The organism is Caballeronia sp. SEWSISQ10-4 2 (assembly GCF_030464885.1).
Lineage (GTDB): Bacteria > Pseudomonadota > Gammaproteobacteria > Burkholderiales > Burkholderiaceae > Caballeronia.
Genome location: NZ_JALPRJ010000008.1, coordinates 145,710 through 161,824, shown reverse-complemented (window position 1 = coordinate 161,824; position 16,115 = coordinate 145,710). Strand labels below are relative to the sequence as shown.

The window sequence follows — 16,115 nt, the reverse complement described above, 5'->3', positions numbered from 1 at the left end:
TCCGCATGACGGCATGCTCGCAAAGGGACATTCGGAACGCCGAGGGGAAGACAATCATATGAGAATTCTTCAGGTCATTCTTGCACCCCGATTGTCCGGTGCCGAGGTGCTTGCAAAAGGCGTGGCCATTGGGCATCAGCAAGGCGGTCATGACGTTTGCATTACCTCGCTGATGCCGGAACACAACGATTTTGAACATATCAGCGCCGAATTGCGCGCGAACAATGTCCTCTGTTTTTTCCCGCAGCGCGCGCTTGGCAAGATCGGCCGGCTGCTGTTCCTGCACCGCGCCATTCGCCGTTTCAAGCCCGACATCATCTTCGCGCACGCCACCATTCCGGCCTTGTATGTGCGTGCGTTGCCTACGCGCGTGCCGATCGTCTGGGTCATGCACTCCGGCGCCAATGACTTCGCCAACAATGCGCTGCTGTTCGCCGAGCGTTTGCTCTCGGGGCGGGCGAAAGCGGTGATCGGCGTGTCGCAGAAGAATATCGACGATTACGTGAAGGAAGTCGGCTCGCATCCCTCGATGATCGTGGTGCCGAACGGTGTCGATATCTCGCGTTTCGAGCAGGTGAGCGAGCCGCTGCCATCGACGGGATTCAGGCAGATCGTCCAGATCGGCCGCTATATCCCGGAGAAGAACCAGTTGCAGACCGTGCAGGCGTTCGCGCGTGTTGCCGCAGCCGCGCCCGATGTGCGTCTGCTGCTGTGTGGCGTGATTGAAAACCTGAACTATCACGCGGCCATCTTGAAACTCGTGGACGACCTGGGATTGACGGATCGTGTGAGGGTGATCGGGCCGCAGTCGAATGTCGCGGAGATTTTGCGCAGCTCGCACGCGTTCGCGATGCCGTCGAGTTTCGAGGCGCACAGCATCGGGTTCCTGGAGGCGCTCGCGTCGGGGATTCCTGTGGTCGGCAATGCGATTCCTTCGTTCGCGTTTGCCGACAATTTCCCGGGCGTGGAATTGCTCGATACCAGCGACGCCGATGCCTACGGCCGCGCGTTGCTCGAGGCGTTGTCGCAGCCGCGAGCCACGCGCCCGCTCAATGGCTTGACGTTGCAGAGCACGGCAGACCGTTATCTGGCGATTGCCTGCGATGTGCTCAATCCGAGTGTGCGGCTGAGTTAAGCAGGCTCGGGCTGCGGCTCGGGCGTGAGCTGCTGGCGCCGGCTGCGCGACTGGCAGCAAGCCGGAGTCTGGGACCGGTTGCACGAAGTACTGCTGGCCAGACTGCGTGCGGCCGATCGCATCGACTGGTCACGTGTCATCGTCGATTCCTCCTCCGTTCGTGCGGTGGGATCAGGTCAAAAACAGGACCTAATCCCACCGATCGCGCTTGACCCGGTTCAAAACACCATCTCGTCACCGAAGCGCAAGGCATCCCGCTCGCGCTGATTCTGACCGGTGCCAAACGGCATGACGTTATGCAACTGCTGCCGCTGATCGACGCCTCCCGTCGATTCGTAGCAAGCGGGGCCGACTGCAGTCAACACGGGCGATCGTGCAGCGCGATCGTGGCTACGATCACGACAAATACCGCAGGCCGTTACACGCCGCCGACATCACGACCCAGATCGCTCGTCGGGGTGAGCTGCACGGCAGTGGCCTTGGCAAAATCCGACGGGTCGTTGAACGTACAATCGCCTGGCGGCACAACTTCAGGCGCCTGCGCGTTCGATTCGAACGCCTCGCCTTCATCCACGAAGCGTTCATGAAAATCGCCTGCGGCATCATCTGCTCGGGGCAACTGCAACCTTCATTGTGTTAGCGCTTCTTAGTACACGGTCGGCGGCGGTCGAGAGGCGGCACGAAAGGAAGTGATTATCATGAGCTGGAGCGCGGGGCGACGCGTTGCGAGTGGCGAGACCCGAGCGCGCCACGAAGCGGGCGCAGCGTTAGACGTACCGGATGTTCAGGTCGCTCTCGACTTTTCGGAAAGCGGCGCTCTGGGGCAGGGCAGTCGACTTGGCCTTGATCACCTGAAGGCTGGTTCCGTGGTCGAATAGTACGACGGCCTTATTCGGCGTCAACAGCCGGGACACATAGATGAAGCCGTCTACGGCCGCCGGGTGTTCGTAGACTGCGCGCGACCATAACATCGGGAGATCGTAACTCCATGTGCCAAACAACTCAGCATGGCCGCCCAGCACGTTCAGATGGTGCCCGGTGAGATCCGCCAGACGGATCGGGTTGCCGGTGAACCTGTGGACGTACGAGCTCGCTGCTTTGTCTGCAGCGATGTTGTAGCCGCCCTGAACGGGTTCGAGGTCGTGAAGAATCGATTCCGCAACGGCCGTGGCAAGGTTTAGACCGAGGTAACAGGTGCCGTACTTCCGGTCCGGGTCGTCGAATCGGTGGCTTGCGCTCTTACCAAAGTACGGCTCCCCGGTCAGGTGCGACGAAATCCGAAATAGCTTCTCGGGCGCAAACGCTACGATTTTCAGCGAAAGCGTGCTGAACTGGGTGTCTGGTGCTTTGAGAATACGTACTGACATCGTTACTCCGCCACGTAGGCGGCAGCCGCCTTTAGAACCGTGGACATATCAATCCTGCTGCTTGCTTCGGCACCCGCGCCGTCGCGCTGCCTGGGCTTCGCCCCAGCGATTACCTCGAGCGGCGTCAGCCCTCCCAGAGAGAGTCGTGGGCTCGTGAAAAAAGCCCACTTGCTCGCACCGGGCAAATCGTCCAGCGCGCGCGCCACGCGCCGGACTGCCCGCCGTTCATAATCTGCATCCACGAAAAAGGCCGGGTAGTAGCTGACGCCCTGCGGACCGTCGACGGTGAACAACGAACCCGTCTGGATCTGCTGATTGATAGCTTGCCGGCTTACCCCAGAGCGCTCAACGAACTGCGCGGGCGTCAGCAGCTTGCCTTCTACCGCAAGCTTCGCCCGGGCAGTCATCGCCTGCTCGAACATCGAAACCCGGTGCGTACGGGCCGAACCGGGTTTCGTCGGCGTAGCCTTCGCCTCGGGGCGCCGCTCTGATCCTGCTGCGGCCCGTGAGTCTGCGCGTGCCACCGGAGCCCCGCCCCGAACGACGATAGGAGGGACCTTTTTGCGCGGGTTGACGAACTTCGCCGAGGCGGCGGTCACTGACGCCAGCGCGTCATCAAAGCCCTTTGCGATTGAGACGACATAATCCTGCCGTCTTCCGGCCGGCAGTTGCGCGAGCCCCGCCTGCACGGCCCGCGCCACGATTTTGCGGATGGCAGCAGGCGTCGCAGCACCAGTGAGCTCCAGCTCTTTCGCCGCCTGCTTGAAAAGCCGCGCCGTTTCCGACTTTCGGCTTGTGGACGTGGACATGACAATTCTCCCAAAAACAGCAGACTACGCTCGTGCGGGACATTCGACAAGGTTGTCAAGGAAGTAAAGGTTAGCCGAAGATGGTCGGACTACCTTTTCTGATCGGTCGGCGACGGCGTGCAACATGATGGACGGTAAGCTGCTGCTCGTGACCAATACAAAGAATCCAGCCGCCCAGGAGGTCGTGACCCGTTAGAAGTCGCTTGCAGATGTCGAATGCCGGTTCAAGGTGCTCAAGTCGGATAAGAGAGCGCACGCGGTGCGCCGTCTCAAGTGTAGCTTTACGCTCAATACGCTGTAGCACGTCGAGTATTGGCGGGGCGTCTAGTTCCATGGTCGGACGTTTGCCGATGTGCGGGACGCGTGTATTTCAAGACGTCTGAAATTACGGGTCGCATGCGACTCGGAAAGCTCGCCCGAGAATTTCGCGTGCCATTCGCGCGCACCTGCCTCGAACGAATTTTCAGCATTAATAAACTGCGTTCGATTCTCCGCCTTGCCCGCTTCGCTGGGGTCGACGCCGACTGCAAGTTTTTTCTTCGCCGCCTCTCGCTTTTCTCGTGCCTCTTTACGCGCACCCCTGGATACACTCCGAGCGCAAGCGACTTCTGCTTGCCGGCATACCGGTACTTCAACCGCCAGTAGCGAGCGCCGTTCGGCTGCACTTCCGGAAACATGCCGCCAGCGTCGAACAGCTTGTACAGCGTTTCGCCTGGGGCGCTTTTGCGAATCGCTGTGTCTGCAAGTAGCGTGTGTTGCCCCCCGTGATCTTTGTGCTCGGGTACAGGTCGAAGCCACTACACCGGGTACCCCGGAAGTATCCCCTGATTCGGCCGGATGATGATAAACGAGTTCGGAAATGAAAAACCCCGCTGAGCCTTACGGCACGCGGGGTTCTGAATGATTCGGCACTCGTCCGAATCGGCTATTGGTGGAGGCGGCGGGAATCGAACCCGCGTCCAGTAGCGCTCTACGACCAGTTCTACATACTTAGTTCTATCATTTGATTTAACCTGGCGACGCGGACGAACACGCTTCGCTTCGGCGATTCACTAAATTTTCGACCTTGGCGTCGCAACGCCGACAAGGCTTATCTGACGTATATGACCTCTCGCGGTATTGCTACCGGTCTTGCGACTCTAGTCCGTCAGTAAACTAGGGAGAGGCAGGCGGCCCTTAGGCTGCCAGTGCGAACGTTTCGTCGTTTGCAGTTACGTTTTTCCCATTGATTTACGAGGTGACGGGTCCTCGGTATGCCCTAGCCGCTTCGCAACCCCTGTCGAAACCAGGTCGCCCCCGAAGCATTGGCTATTATCTCACAGTTCCGTGCGGGATTTCGCCGCAAAGCGGGCCCGCACGGTCGTGGCAGTCACTGCACTTACTGTACGTCGCGCAGCAGATGCTGCAATTCGATCGTCGTTTCCACCACGTGATCCGCGTGCCACCGGGTGGGCGGCAAGTCCGTCCCGCAGTACCCGTAGGCGGCCGCCACCGTGACCATGCCGGCCGCGAAACCGGCCTGGACGTCGCGCAGATCGTCGCCCACGTACACCACGCGCTCCGGCGCCTCTTCCATCAGTTCCGCCGCATGCAGCAACGGCGCCGGATGCGGCTTCGAATGCGGAGTGGTATCGCCGCAGACGAGACACGCCGCGCGCTCGTCGAGTCCGAGCAGCGCCACCAGCGGTTCGGCCAGCCGCGTCACTTTGTTGGTCACGATGCCCCAGCGCACGCCGCGTGCGTCCAACTGATCGAGCAATTGGTCGATACCCGGAAAGAGCGTCGTCTCGATGCACAAATCCGCTTCATAGTTGGCGAGAAACTCCTCGCGCATGGGCGCGTAATCAGGATGCTGCGGGCCGATCTCGAACGCACCGGCAAGCAAACCGCGTGCACCCGCCGACGCCAATGGCCGCAAGGTCTCGAGCGGCCGCATTTCCAGCCCGCGGTCATGCCGCATCTTATTGACGGCGGCGACGAGGTCGGGCGCGGTATCGGCGATCGTGCCGTCGAGGTCGAACAAAATCGCGTGGCAGAGATTGAGCCGGGACTTGTCGATCTGATGCTGGGGCAGGGGCGTCGGGTCGTCGCTCATGAAAGTCCGTACAGGTTCGATGACGCTCGGCGGCGTGGGATCGGCGTCACTGGGGTGTTCGTTCATGTTCGTTCCCGTCAGGCTACGCGACGGCAAGCCATCAGGTAGTTGATGCTGGAGTCGTCGGAGAGACTGAAGCGCTTGCTGAGCGGTCGGTACGTAATCCCCTTGATTTCCACGATATCAAGTTGCGCAGAACGCACGAATTGCGCAAGTTCTGACGGCTTGATGAAACGCGCGTAATCATGCGTGCCGCGCGGCAGCATCCGGGCGATGTATTCCGCGCCGATGACCGCGAACAGATACGCCCTGGCATTGCGATTGAGCGTGGAGAAAAACACCCAGCCGCCGGGTTTGACAAGCGTTGCGCACGCGTGAACGATTCCCGCTGGATCCGGTACGTGCTCGAGCATCTCCATGCACGTCACCACGTCATAGCTGCCGGGTTCGCGCGCGGCCAGCGCCTCAGCCGCGATCTCTTCGTATTCGACCTCGACGCCGCTTTCCAGGCTATGCAGATCGGCCACGCCCAGCGCGCTCGAGGACAAATCCACACCTTTTACCTTGGCGCCGCGAACGGCCATCGACTCAGACAGGATGCCGCCGCCACAGCCGATATCCAGCGCGCGCTTGCCCGACAAATGGGCATGTTTGTCGATCCAGTCAAGCCGCACAGGGTTGAGTTCGTGCAGCGGTTTGAATTCCGCATTCGGGTCCCACCAGCGATGAGCCAGCTCGCTGAATTTCTGAAGCTCGTGGGGATCGGCATTGATCATGTGCGGATAGCCTTGAAACATAAGGTCGAAAACAGTCAAGCACCAAGTATATAGGCGCTCGCGAGAGCCGGTAAAACGAGGCAAGGACGGAGTCCCGGTCAAGCAGGGGTAGCCGCGACCTTAAGGCCAAGACACGCAGTGCATAAAAAAAGCCCCGCCGAAGCGGGGCTTTGATCCTGCGGCAATCAGTCGCTTATTACTGCGGCTGACGCGAGGTTCCAACAACTTCGACTTCCACGCGACGATCCGGTGCGAGGCAAGCGACAAGTTGCTTGTGGTTCTTCTGGTTGCAACCCGTGGTAACCGGGTTGCGCTTGCCCTTGCCTTCCGTATAGATACGGTTGGCTTCGATGCCCTTGCTGACCAAGTATGCCTTGACAGCTTGTGCACGACGCAGGGACAGGCGATCGTTGTACTTGTCCGAACCGATACGGTCCGTGTAACCCGTTGCGACCACGACTTCCAGGTTCAGGTCGCCAATCTTCGATGCGAGATCGTCAAGCTTGGCCTTACCAGCCGGCTTCAGGATGGCCTTGTCGAAGTCGAACAGAGCGTCAGCTTGGTACGTAACCTTCTGGCTTTGGATAACCGGAGCCGGTGCCGGTGCGACCGGCGGCTGCGGTGCCTGGGCTACCAGCGCGCCATCGCACTTTGCGTTGGCCGTTGCCGGGGTCCAGAACGCGTCACGCCAGCAAAGCTCGTTCGTGCCGTTCATCCACACGTATTCGCCCGTGCCGTTCACCCAGTTGTCGTTCACTGCCTGACGCGAAGCCGGGACCGATTGCGCCATAGCCGATGCAGCCATAACTGCGGTAGCTGCAATGAACGCGAGCTTTGAAAGTTTATTCATATTTCTCCTCTCGAAATTGAGATTACCGCAGGTTTACTGCGAGCCTTGTTGACAAAGACAAGTCATACATTGCTCGAAGTATAACATTACCGCGGAACAAAACGCTGTGTGTAGACTTCGAGCAGTGTCTAACTTTGTGCGTTCGCATTTTGCCATATCGTTCCCTTGCAACGAAAAAAATATCCCTGGCCTCCGCTTCCCGCAACCTTATGTGGTGCATGCGCAACAAGACGGGGCATGGGAATCGCAGGGTTTGATACGCGCGAAACGTGCGCACAATACGTGCCACCCCGGAACTTTTTCCCAAAACATCAATACATTCTTTTCGACGATTTTGCGCGCGTAAATTGGCGGCCTCAAAACCCGTGAGGGCGAATGATAGCGGGTTAGTCTGACGTTTTCACTTTGTTCCGTGAGGGAATTTGTAAGCTTTCGCTACCATTTGCGTTCGCGCCCCCTGCAAAGGTTCCCGGCGACTCACTCTATGTATACGCAGCGGTCCCGGGCACGGATGCCGCGCATGTTAGAATCGCGTGATGCGTTGCGTTCGCAGCGCCGATGCCAAACGACGGTGAATCCGGGCAAAACGCCGCAAAAAAGGGCTTTTGTTCCGCGCCGGCGCCGCACAGTTCAAGACACGGATAAATGGATCAATTCGCCAAAGAGACCCTGCCAATCTCCCTCGAGGAGGAAATGCGCCGCTCATATCTCGATTACGCGATGAGCGTGATCGTGGGGCGAGCGCTCCCCGATGTCCGCGACGGCCTCAAGCCAGTCCACCGTCGCGCGCTCTATTCCATGCACGAACTGAACAACGACTGGAATCGCGCTTACAAGAAGTCGGCGCGTATTGTGGGCGACGTGATCGGTAAATATCACCCGCACGGTGACCAGTCGGTCTACGACACCATCGTCCGGATGGCGCAGCCTTTCTCGCTTCGCTACATGCTGGTCGACGGGCAAGGGAATTTCGGTTCGGTCGACGGCGACAACGCCGCGGCCATGCGTTACACCGAAATCCGCATGGCGAAGATAGGCCATGAGTTGCTGGCGGACATCGACAAGGAAACGGTCGACTTCGGTCCGAACTACGACGGCAGCGAAAGCGAACCGCTCGTTCTGCCGGCGCGGATTCCCAATCTTCTGATCAATGGTTCGGCCGGTATCGCCGTGGGCATGGCGACGAACATTCCGCCGCACAACCTGCGCGAAATCGTCGATGCCTGCATGCATCTGCTGAATAACCCCGATACCACGATTGACGAACTGATCGAGATCGTGCCCGCGCCCGATTTCCCGACAGCCGGCGTGATCTACGGCGTCTCGGGCGTAAGGGACGGCTATCGAACGGGTCGCGGACGCGTTGTGATGCGCGCGACCACGCACTTCGAAGAGATCGACCGCGGCCAGCGGATGGCGATCATCGTCGACGAAATCCCGTATCAGGTGAACAAGCGCACGCTGCTCGAGCGCATTGCCGAGCTGGTGAACGAGAAGAAGATTGAAGGCATCTCGGACATCCGCGACGAATCCGACAAGAGCGGCATGCGCGTGGTGGTCGAGATGAAGCGCGGCGAAGTGCCTGAAGTGGTGCTGAATAATCTGTACAAGATGACGCAGCTTCAGGACACGTTCGGCATCAACATGGTCGCGCTGGTCGACGGCCAGCCGCGCCTCTTGAACCTGAAGCAGATGCTGGAGTGTTTCCTGTCGCATCGGCGGGAAGTGCTGACGCGGCGCACTGTATACGAGCTGCGCAAAGCGCGGGATCGCGGCCACGTGCTGGAAGGCCTGGCGGTGGCGCTGGCGAATATCGACGAATTCATCCGCATCATCAAGGCCGCACCGACTCCGCCGATCGCGAAGCAGGACTTGATGAACAACGCCTGGGACTCGGAAATCGTGCGCGAAATGCTCTCGCGCGCGGAAACCGAGGAATCGGGCGGGCGTCAGGCGTATCGGCCGGAAGGGCTGAATCCGGCGTACGGCATGCAGGCCGACGGCTTGTACAAGCTGTCGGACGTCCAGGCGCAGGAAATTCTGCAAATGCGCCTGCAACGCCTCACCGGGCTCGAGCAGGACAAGATTGTCGGCGAGTACAAGGAAGTGATGGCGCAAATCGCCGACCTGCTCGACATCCTGGCGCGGCCGGAACGGATTCGCGCGATCATCGTGGAAGAGCTGGCGTCAATTCGTGCGGAATTCGGCGACGACCGTCGTTCGCGCATCGAACTGAACGCAACCGAACTGAACACCGAAGACCTGATCACGCCGCAGGAAATGGTCGTGACCATGTCGCACACCGGCTACGTGAAGTCGCAGCCGCTGTCGGAATATCGGGCGCAAAAGCGTGGTGGCCGCGGCAAGCAGGCCACGCAGATGAAGGAAGACGACTGGATCGACACGCTCTTCATCGCGAACACGCATGACCACATGCTGTGTTTCTCGAACCGCGGGCGTGTTTACTGGATCAAGGTCTACGAAGTGCCGCAGGGTTCGCGGAACTCGCGCGGCCGTCCGATCGTCAACATGTTCCCGCTGCAAGACGGCGAGAAGATCAACGTCGTGTTGCCGATCAAGGAATTTTCTGCGGATAAATACGTCTTCATGGCGACCTCGCTGGGTACGGTGAAGAAGACGCCGCTGGAAGCATTCAGCCGGCCGTTGCGCAAGGGCATTATCGCGGTCGGTCTGGATGAGGGCGATTTCCTGATTGGCGCTGCGATCACCGACGGCCAGCATGACGTGATGCTGTTCTCGGATTCGGGCAAAGCCGTGCGTTTCGATGAAAACGACGTGCGCGCAATGGGCCGCGAAGCCCGTGGCGTGCGTGGCATGCAACTGGAAGAAGGGCAGCAGGTCATCGCCTTGCTGGTGGCGGGCGGTGAAAACCAGTCGGTGCTGACCGCGACCGAGAACGGCTTCGGCAAGCGCACGCCAATCGACGAATACACGCGTCACGGCCGTGGCACGAAGGGCATGATTGCTATCCAGACGTCGGAACGTAACGGTAAGGTAGTCGCCGCGACGCTCGTCGAGCCAGAGAGCGAGATCATGCTGATCACCAATACCGGCGTGCTGATCCGCACGCGGGTCTCGGAGATCCGTGAAATGGGTCGTGCAACTCAAGGTGTTACACTCATCAGTCTTGACGACGGCACCAAGCTGTCCGGCTTGCAGCATATCGCCGAGGCGGAAGTAGCAGTCGAACTCGACGCCGATCTGGAAGGTGATGCGGGTGACGTCGGCGAACCTCTCAACGGGTCATCGGCTGATGATGCTGCTGATACGGGTGACAATCCGGGCGACACGTCGGAAGGTGATGAGGACGGCACGTCCTGACCGATTATTCGCGACCGGCGCCTGTTCTGTTCCTGAAAGCTTGAGTGGATAAGCTGCGCGACTTGAGCACATGCCGAGTTGCGCCGCGATGGAAACGAAAATTTTTTAAGGGAGTAATGATGCAAAAACAGTTTAAACAATGGATGTTGCTGGCTGCTTTGGTACCGGCTTTCGCATCGGCTCAATCGCTCCAGAGCCAAGCGACGACGCCGGCTGCAGATGCAGCCACAGCGGCACCGGATCCGGCGAAGCAAGCTGCGATCAAGGACCTGCTGGATGCAATCGACGCGCAAAAGCTCGTCGGCGCCATTGGTAACAGTGCACAAATGCAGTCGAAGCAACTGGTTCCGGCCATCCTGTCCGACGCTTTGAGCGAGAACAAGACCCTGAACGACAAGCAGAAGCAAGCGGCCGTTCCTCAGCTCCAGAAGGACACGGTACCGAAGCTGGTGGATTCCGCTGGTCAGGTCTTCGCGACCGACTCGTTCCGTCAGGACGCCATGCAGGCACAGTACGACGCGTACGCGAAGTACTACACGACGGCTGAAATCAAAGACCTGACGACGTTCTACAAGAGCCCTACGGGTCGCAAGTTCATCCAGGTTCAGGACCAGGTTGGTCGTGACGTGGTGAACGGTCTGATGCAGAAGTACATGCCGCAATCGATCAAGGCCACCCGCGCGCAAGCGGACAAGGAAGTGGCTTCTGTCAAGCCGGGCAAGTAAGCCAGGCTGTCGAAACCCGCCGCCGCTCATGTGGCTGAAGCACGCGGCTGTAGTTTGGCGGGTTTATGGGACGGTGCGATAATGGCTGTTTGCGTTCAGACGCAAACAGCCATTTGTTTTTCGTGGCGCGGTTCAGGCGTTATTCAGCTTTTCTCGTCGGCGCTCTCCCAGTGCGTCCGGCTTTTCGGGGTGTTTATCAGATGCGCGTGTTCAATTTCTCCGCTGGTCCTGCAGCAATGCCCGAGGACGTACTCCGTCAAGCCGCCGACGAAATGCTCGACTGGCACGGCAGCGGCATGAGCGTGATGGAAATGAGTCATCGCGGGGCTGAATTCATGTCGATACATGAAGCCGCGCTCACCGACCTTCGCGACCTGCTGAAAGTGCCCGCGTCGCACAGGATCTTGTTCCTGCAGGGCGGAGGCATCGGTGAGAACGCGATCGTGCCGCTGAACATGCTCGGCGCGCGTAAAACCGCGGACTTTGTCGTGACCGGTTCGTGGTCGCAGAAATCGTTCAAGGAAGCGCAGAAGTACGGCACGCCGCACATCGCCGCAAACGGCAAGACGGCGCAGGGTTTTACGCACGTGCCGAAGGTCGACGAGTGGCATCTTTCGGACGACCCCGCCTACGTCCATATCTGCACGAACGAAACCATCGACGGTGTAGAGACCTTCGAGATTCCCGATCTCGGTGCGATTCCGCTGGTGGCCGATGCGTCGTCGCACATTCTTTCCCGCCCAATGGACATCGCGAAATACGGCGTGCTGTTTGGCGGCGCGCAGAAGAACATCGGCATGGCGGGCGTGACGGTCGTGATCGTGCGCGAAGATCTGCTCGACCGGGCGCTTGCCATCTGCCCGTCGGCGTTCGAATGGAAGACCGTCGCCGAGAACAATTCCATGTACAACACGCCGCCAACGTACGCGATCTACATCGCAGGCCTCGTGTTCAAGTGGCTGAAAAAACAGGGCGGCCTGGAGGCGATGGAAGCTCGCAGCATCGAGAAGTCGACGCTGCTCTACGACACCATCGACGCCAGCGGTTTCTATCTGAACAAAGTCGAGCGCCAGTCGCGCTCAAGGATGAACGTACCGTTCTTTCTCGCCGACGAATCCCGCAACGAAGCATTCCTGGCCGGCGCGAAAGCGCGCGGCCTGCTGCAGCTGAAAGGCCACAAGTCGGTCGGCGGCATGCGCGCGTCCATCTATAACGCGGTGCCGCTCGAAGCGGTGAAGACGCTCGTTGGGTATATGAAGGAATTCGAGCAGGCCAGTGCCTGAGCCCAGGCCTCGCCTCCCAATCCGATGCTTGCATGCAAGCCGGATCGACTCATCTCATACAACGCATGGACGACGACCTTAATTCACGACTCATACCGCTGCGCGAACGCATCGATGCGCTCGACGCGCAGCTCATCGCGCTGCTGAACCAGCGTGCCGCCGTGGCGCTCGAAGTGGGCGAGGTGAAGAAGCATTTCAACGCGCCGGTGTTTCGTCCCGAGCGCGAGATGCAGGTTATCGCGCGGCTTCAGGAGATGAGCGAAGGCCCGCTTGGGGCAGATCACATCAGCTCGATCTGGCGCGAGATCATGGCCGCGAGCCGCGCGCTGGAACAGACGCTGCGCGCGGCGTATCTCGGTCCGGTCGGCACCTACAGCGAGCAGGCGATGTTCGAGTATTTCGGACATTCCATCGAAGGTGTGCCGTGTCCTTCCATCGATGAAGTGTTTCGCTCGGTTGAGGCCGGCGCCGCCGAATTCGGCGTCGTGCCGGTCGAGAATTCCGCAGAAGGCGCCGTATCGCGCACGCTCGATTTGTTGCTGCAAACGTCGCTCGTGATCAGCGGCGAGCTGGCGTTGCCGATCCACCACAATTTGCTCACCGCATCCGGCACGCTCAATGGCGTCACGCGCGTGTTCGCGCATCCGCAAGCCCTCGCGCAATGCCAGCACTGGCTCACCGCGAACGCGCCTACGCTTGCACGCCAGGCGGTATCGAGCAACGCGGAAGCGGCGCGCCTTGCCGTTGGCGATCCGACTATTGCGGCTATCGCGGGCGATCGGGCGGCCACGCACTACGGCCTCGGCGTGGTGAGCGCGCTGATCCAGGACGACCCGCACAACCGCACGCGCTTCGTGATGATCGGCAAAGAGCGTACGGGCGTAAGCGGCTACGACCAGACGTCGCTGATCGTGTCGGTGGCGAACGAGCCGGGCGCGTTGCTGAAATTGCTGGAGCCGCTCGCGCGTCACGGGGTATCGATGACACGTTTTGAATCGCGTCCTGCGCGCGTGGGCACGTGGGAATACTACTTTTATATCGACGTGGAAGGACATCGCGACGACGCGCCGGTCACCGCCGCGCTCGAAGAACTGGGTAAAAAAGCGGAGTTCCTCAAGATCCTCGGCTCGTATCCGCGCGCTCGTTGAGTTGAGCCCTTTAAAAACGCTGGAGAAAACGTCAACTACCCCGCCCTGAATGGCGGAGCTTGCAGAATACCGCGAGCTCGGGTTGACCAGACTAAGCGCTCCGGATGGCTTAATCCGGACTTCATTGCCGAGTAGGGCGGGCGCTACGTTGTGCATAGGTTCAAGACCCACCCTGGGATGCTTCCTCAGTCCCCGGCACTGGAAGTCCCGGTTGCAGGCAAGCGACAGGGTAAGTACGAAACGGATCGGGACGAAATGCCGGTGCACAACATTGTCGAGGGGAGCGAGTCGCAAGACTGCGTTACTAGGCCCTTACGGGCAGAGTCGCAAGACCCTGATGGGTGGAAAGCCCGTCACCTATTTAACGAGACGGAGTTAAAACCGTCTCCTTACCTCCCCGGCCTGAAGTCCGGGGTTTCACGGAGACCCTGATGACATCGCAATTCGGCCCTTCCTACGTGCGCGCGATCGCGCCTTATATTGCCGGCAAGCCCATCTCGGAAGTGGCGCGTGAATTCGGACTGAACGAAGCGGACATCGTGAAGCTCGCGTCGAATGAAAATCCGCTCGGCATGCCTGAATCCGCCAAGCTCGCGATGGCGCAAGCCGTGGCGGAACTCGGCCGTTATCCGGACTCGAACGGTTTCGATTTGAAGGCCGCGCTAAGCGAGCGTTATGGCGTGCCGCCCGAATGGGTCACGCTCGGCAACGGCAGCAACGACATCCTCGAAATCGCCGCGCATGCGTTCGTCGAGAAGGGCCAGTCGATTGTCTATTCGCAGTATTCGTTCGCCGTGTATGCACTCGCTACACAGGGTTTGGGCGCGCGTGCGATCGTCGTGCCGGCCGTGAAATACGGTCACGATCTCGATGCGATGCTTCAGAGCATCGCCGACGACACGCGTCTCGTGTTCGTTGCGAATCCGAATAATCCGACGGGCACATTTATCGAAGGCCCGGCGCTCGAGGCGTTCATCGCGCGCGTGCCGCGGCACGTGGCGATCGTGCTCGACGAGGCGTACACGGAATATCTGGCGAAGGACAAGCGCTACGATTCCATCGACTGGGTGCGCCGTTATCCGAATCTGCTCGTGTCGCGGACATTTTCGAAGGCGTTTGGGCTAGCCGGATTGCGCGTGGGCTTTGCCATCGCGCAGCCGGAACTGACCGATCTGCTCAATCGCCTGCGTCAGCCGTTCAACGTCAATTCGCTGGCGCAAGCCGCTGCGATTGCCGCGTTGAAGGACACCGCGTTTCTCGCGAAGAGCGCAGAGATCAATGCGGCGGGTTATCGCCGCCTGACTGAAGCCTTCGACAAACTCGGTCTGGAATATGTACCATCGCACGGCAACTTCGTGATGGTGCGCGTGGGTCATGACGACGCCGCCGGACAACGCGTGAACCTCGAATTGCTCAAGCAAGGCGTGATCGTGCGGCCGGTTGCCAACTATGGCTTGTTTCCATGGCTGCGTATCACGATTGGCTTGCCGCAAGAAAACGAAGCATTTATCGCAGCGCTTGAAAAGGCGCTGTCGGCTACGGCTTGATTGGTTTCGCTCGGGCTTTTTTAGATAAAGCCCGAGCTCGTTCGATTGCTCACCCCTCGCGCCGAAAGGCGCGTTTTTATCGATGTCTCGTGGCCGCGTTCTCATTCAATAAACTCGTGATTTTCGGCGTCGGCCTGATCGGCGGATCGCTCGCGCGCGCTTTGCGTGAACGCGCAGGTGCGGCCGGCGAGGTCGTAGGCGTCGGGCGTTCGATGAAGTCTGTCGAACGCGCGCTGGAACTCGGCGTGATCGATTCGGCCGTGCTTCTCGACGATGACCGAGCGCTCGAGCATGCGCTGAGTGATGCCGATTTCGTGCTGATCGCAGCTCCTGTCGCGCAAACGGAACCGTTGCTGCGGCGGATCGCGCCGTTTCTCGACGCACGCACTATCGTCACCGATGCCGGCAGCACAAAAAATGACGCCGTCGCGGCAGCGCGTGCGGCGCTCGGCGATCGCGCTGCGCAGTTCGTGCCGGGGCACCCGATTGCCGGGCGCGAATCGAGCGGTGTCGATGCCGCATTGCCCGATCTCTACGTCGATCGAAATGTAGTGCTGTGTCCGTTGCCGGAGAACACGCCGGAGTCGGTGGAGCGGGTCGCCGCGATGTGGCTTGCGACTGGCGCGAGCGTGCATCGAATGAGCGCGCAGCAGCATGACGGCGTGTTCGCCTCGGTGAGCCATTTGCCGCACGTGTTGTCGTTTGCGCTCGTCGAGCAGATTCTGCAAGCGCCGGACGCCGCGCTAAAGTTCTCGTTCGCAGCCGGGGGTTTTCGCGATTTCACGCGCATCGCGGCGTCGAGCCCGGAAATGTGGCGCGACGTGTGTATCGCGAACCGGGCGGCGCTGCTGACTGAAATCGATGCCTATACCAAGGTGCTTGCGCGTTTTCGCGAGGCTATAGATGCCTCCGACGGCGCTGCGCTCGAAGCCGCATTCGAACGCTCGCGCACCGCGCGTAGCGTTTGGCAACAAGGCGGCGCGATCAAAGCCGCCGATGATTCCACACAATAGCTGGCTGGACCTGACTAACTGGACT

General features: G+C 60.0%; 13 protein-coding genes, 1 other RNA gene and 1 pseudogene. 8 read left to right on the top strand and 7 right to left on the bottom strand.

The genetic code is table 11. The features are described 5' to 3' along the window. The first annotated feature begins 58 nt into the window (after positions 1–58). The gene (locus M0D69_RS07940; RefSeq protein WP_301781495.1) at positions 59–1,135 is read left to right on the top strand and encodes a glycosyltransferase family 4 protein; all 1,077 of its coding nucleotides are present in this window, start codon (positions 59–61) and stop codon (positions 1,133–1,135) included. A gap of 9 nt (positions 1,136–1,144) precedes the next feature. Then, a pseudogene (locus tag M0D69_RS07935) lies at positions 1,145–1,775 on the top strand (IS5 family transposase); the annotation flags it as partial. Between the two features lie 127 nt (positions 1,776–1,902). On the opposite strand, the gene M0D69_RS07930 reads toward M0D69_RS07935, so the two are convergent. The 7 genes from M0D69_RS07930 to ompA all read right to left on the bottom strand — a co-directional run bounded on the left by M0D69_RS07930 (position 1,903) and on the right by ompA (position 7,032). Then, complete coding sequence (locus M0D69_RS07930; protein WP_301781494.1) at positions 1,903–2,502, bottom strand: RES family NAD+ phosphorylase; 600 nt, start codon at positions 2,500–2,502, stop codon at positions 1,903–1,905. A 2-nt stretch (positions 2,503–2,504) separates the two neighbouring features. After that, the gene (locus M0D69_RS07925; protein ID WP_301781493.1) at positions 2,505–3,311 is read right to left on the bottom strand and encodes a hypothetical protein; all 807 of its coding nucleotides are present in this window, start codon (positions 3,309–3,311) and stop codon (positions 2,505–2,507) included. 287 nt (positions 3,312–3,598) lie between these two features. Continuing rightward, entirely contained in the window at positions 3,599–4,006 is a 408-nt protein-coding gene (locus tag M0D69_RS43710; RefSeq protein ID WP_367619694.1) for an Arm DNA-binding domain-containing protein, read from the bottom strand. A gap of 234 nt (positions 4,007–4,240) precedes the next feature. Then, positions 4,241–4,609: a transfer-messenger RNA gene (ssrA, locus tag M0D69_RS07920) on the bottom strand. A gap of 80 nt (positions 4,610–4,689) precedes the next feature. Then, complete coding sequence (gene gph, locus M0D69_RS07915) at positions 4,690–5,406, bottom strand: phosphoglycolate phosphatase (RefSeq protein WP_301781508.1); 717 nt, start codon at positions 5,404–5,406, stop codon at positions 4,690–4,692. Positions 5,407–5,483: 77 nt separating this feature from the next. Beyond that, positions 5,484–6,182, bottom strand: coding sequence for a bifunctional 2-polyprenyl-6-hydroxyphenol methylase/3-demethylubiquinol 3-O-methyltransferase UbiG (gene ubiG, locus M0D69_RS07910; protein WP_301781492.1), 699 nt, complete (start codon positions 6,180–6,182; stop codon positions 5,484–5,486). A gap of 196 nt (positions 6,183–6,378) precedes the next feature. Beyond that, on the bottom strand, positions 6,379–7,032 hold the full coding sequence (gene ompA / locus M0D69_RS07905; RefSeq protein WP_047844859.1) for an outer membrane protein OmpA: 654 nt from the start codon (positions 7,030–7,032) through the stop codon (positions 6,379–6,381). Between the two features lie 645 nt (positions 7,033–7,677). Here ompA and gyrA point away from each other — a divergent pair. The 6 genes from gyrA to M0D69_RS07875 all read left to right on the top strand — a co-directional run bounded on the left by gyrA (position 7,678) and on the right by M0D69_RS07875 (position 16,090). Continuing rightward, a complete protein-coding gene (gyrA, locus tag M0D69_RS07900; protein WP_301781491.1) occupies positions 7,678–10,374 on the top strand; it encodes a DNA gyrase subunit A in 2,697 nt (898 codons plus the stop codon). 119 nt (positions 10,375–10,493) lie between these two features. Further along, positions 10,494–11,099, top strand: a complete 606-nt coding sequence (locus M0D69_RS07895) for a DUF2059 domain-containing protein (RefSeq protein ID WP_301781490.1) — start codon at positions 10,494–10,496, stop codon at positions 11,097–11,099. A 200-nt stretch (positions 11,100–11,299) separates the two neighbouring features. Further along, positions 11,300–12,382 carry a 3-phosphoserine/phosphohydroxythreonine transaminase gene (gene serC, locus M0D69_RS07890; RefSeq protein ID WP_301781489.1) on the top strand — a complete coding sequence of 361 codons (1,083 nt, stop codon included), beginning with the start codon at positions 11,300–11,302 and terminating at the stop codon, positions 12,380–12,382. A gap of 65 nt (positions 12,383–12,447) precedes the next feature. After that, positions 12,448–13,530 carry a prephenate dehydratase gene (gene pheA / locus M0D69_RS07885; protein ID WP_301781488.1) on the top strand — a complete coding sequence of 361 codons (1,083 nt, stop codon included), beginning with the start codon at positions 12,448–12,450 and terminating at the stop codon, positions 13,528–13,530. A gap of 431 nt (positions 13,531–13,961) precedes the next feature. Next, positions 13,962–15,077, top strand: a complete 1,116-nt coding sequence (hisC, locus tag M0D69_RS07880; protein ID WP_301781487.1) for a histidinol-phosphate transaminase — start codon at positions 13,962–13,964, stop codon at positions 15,075–15,077. A 44-nt stretch (positions 15,078–15,121) separates the two neighbouring features. Continuing rightward, positions 15,122–16,090, top strand: coding sequence for a prephenate dehydrogenase (locus M0D69_RS07875; protein ID WP_367619693.1), 969 nt, complete (start codon positions 15,122–15,124; stop codon positions 16,088–16,090). The last annotated feature ends 25 nt before the right edge of the window (positions 16,091–16,115 follow it).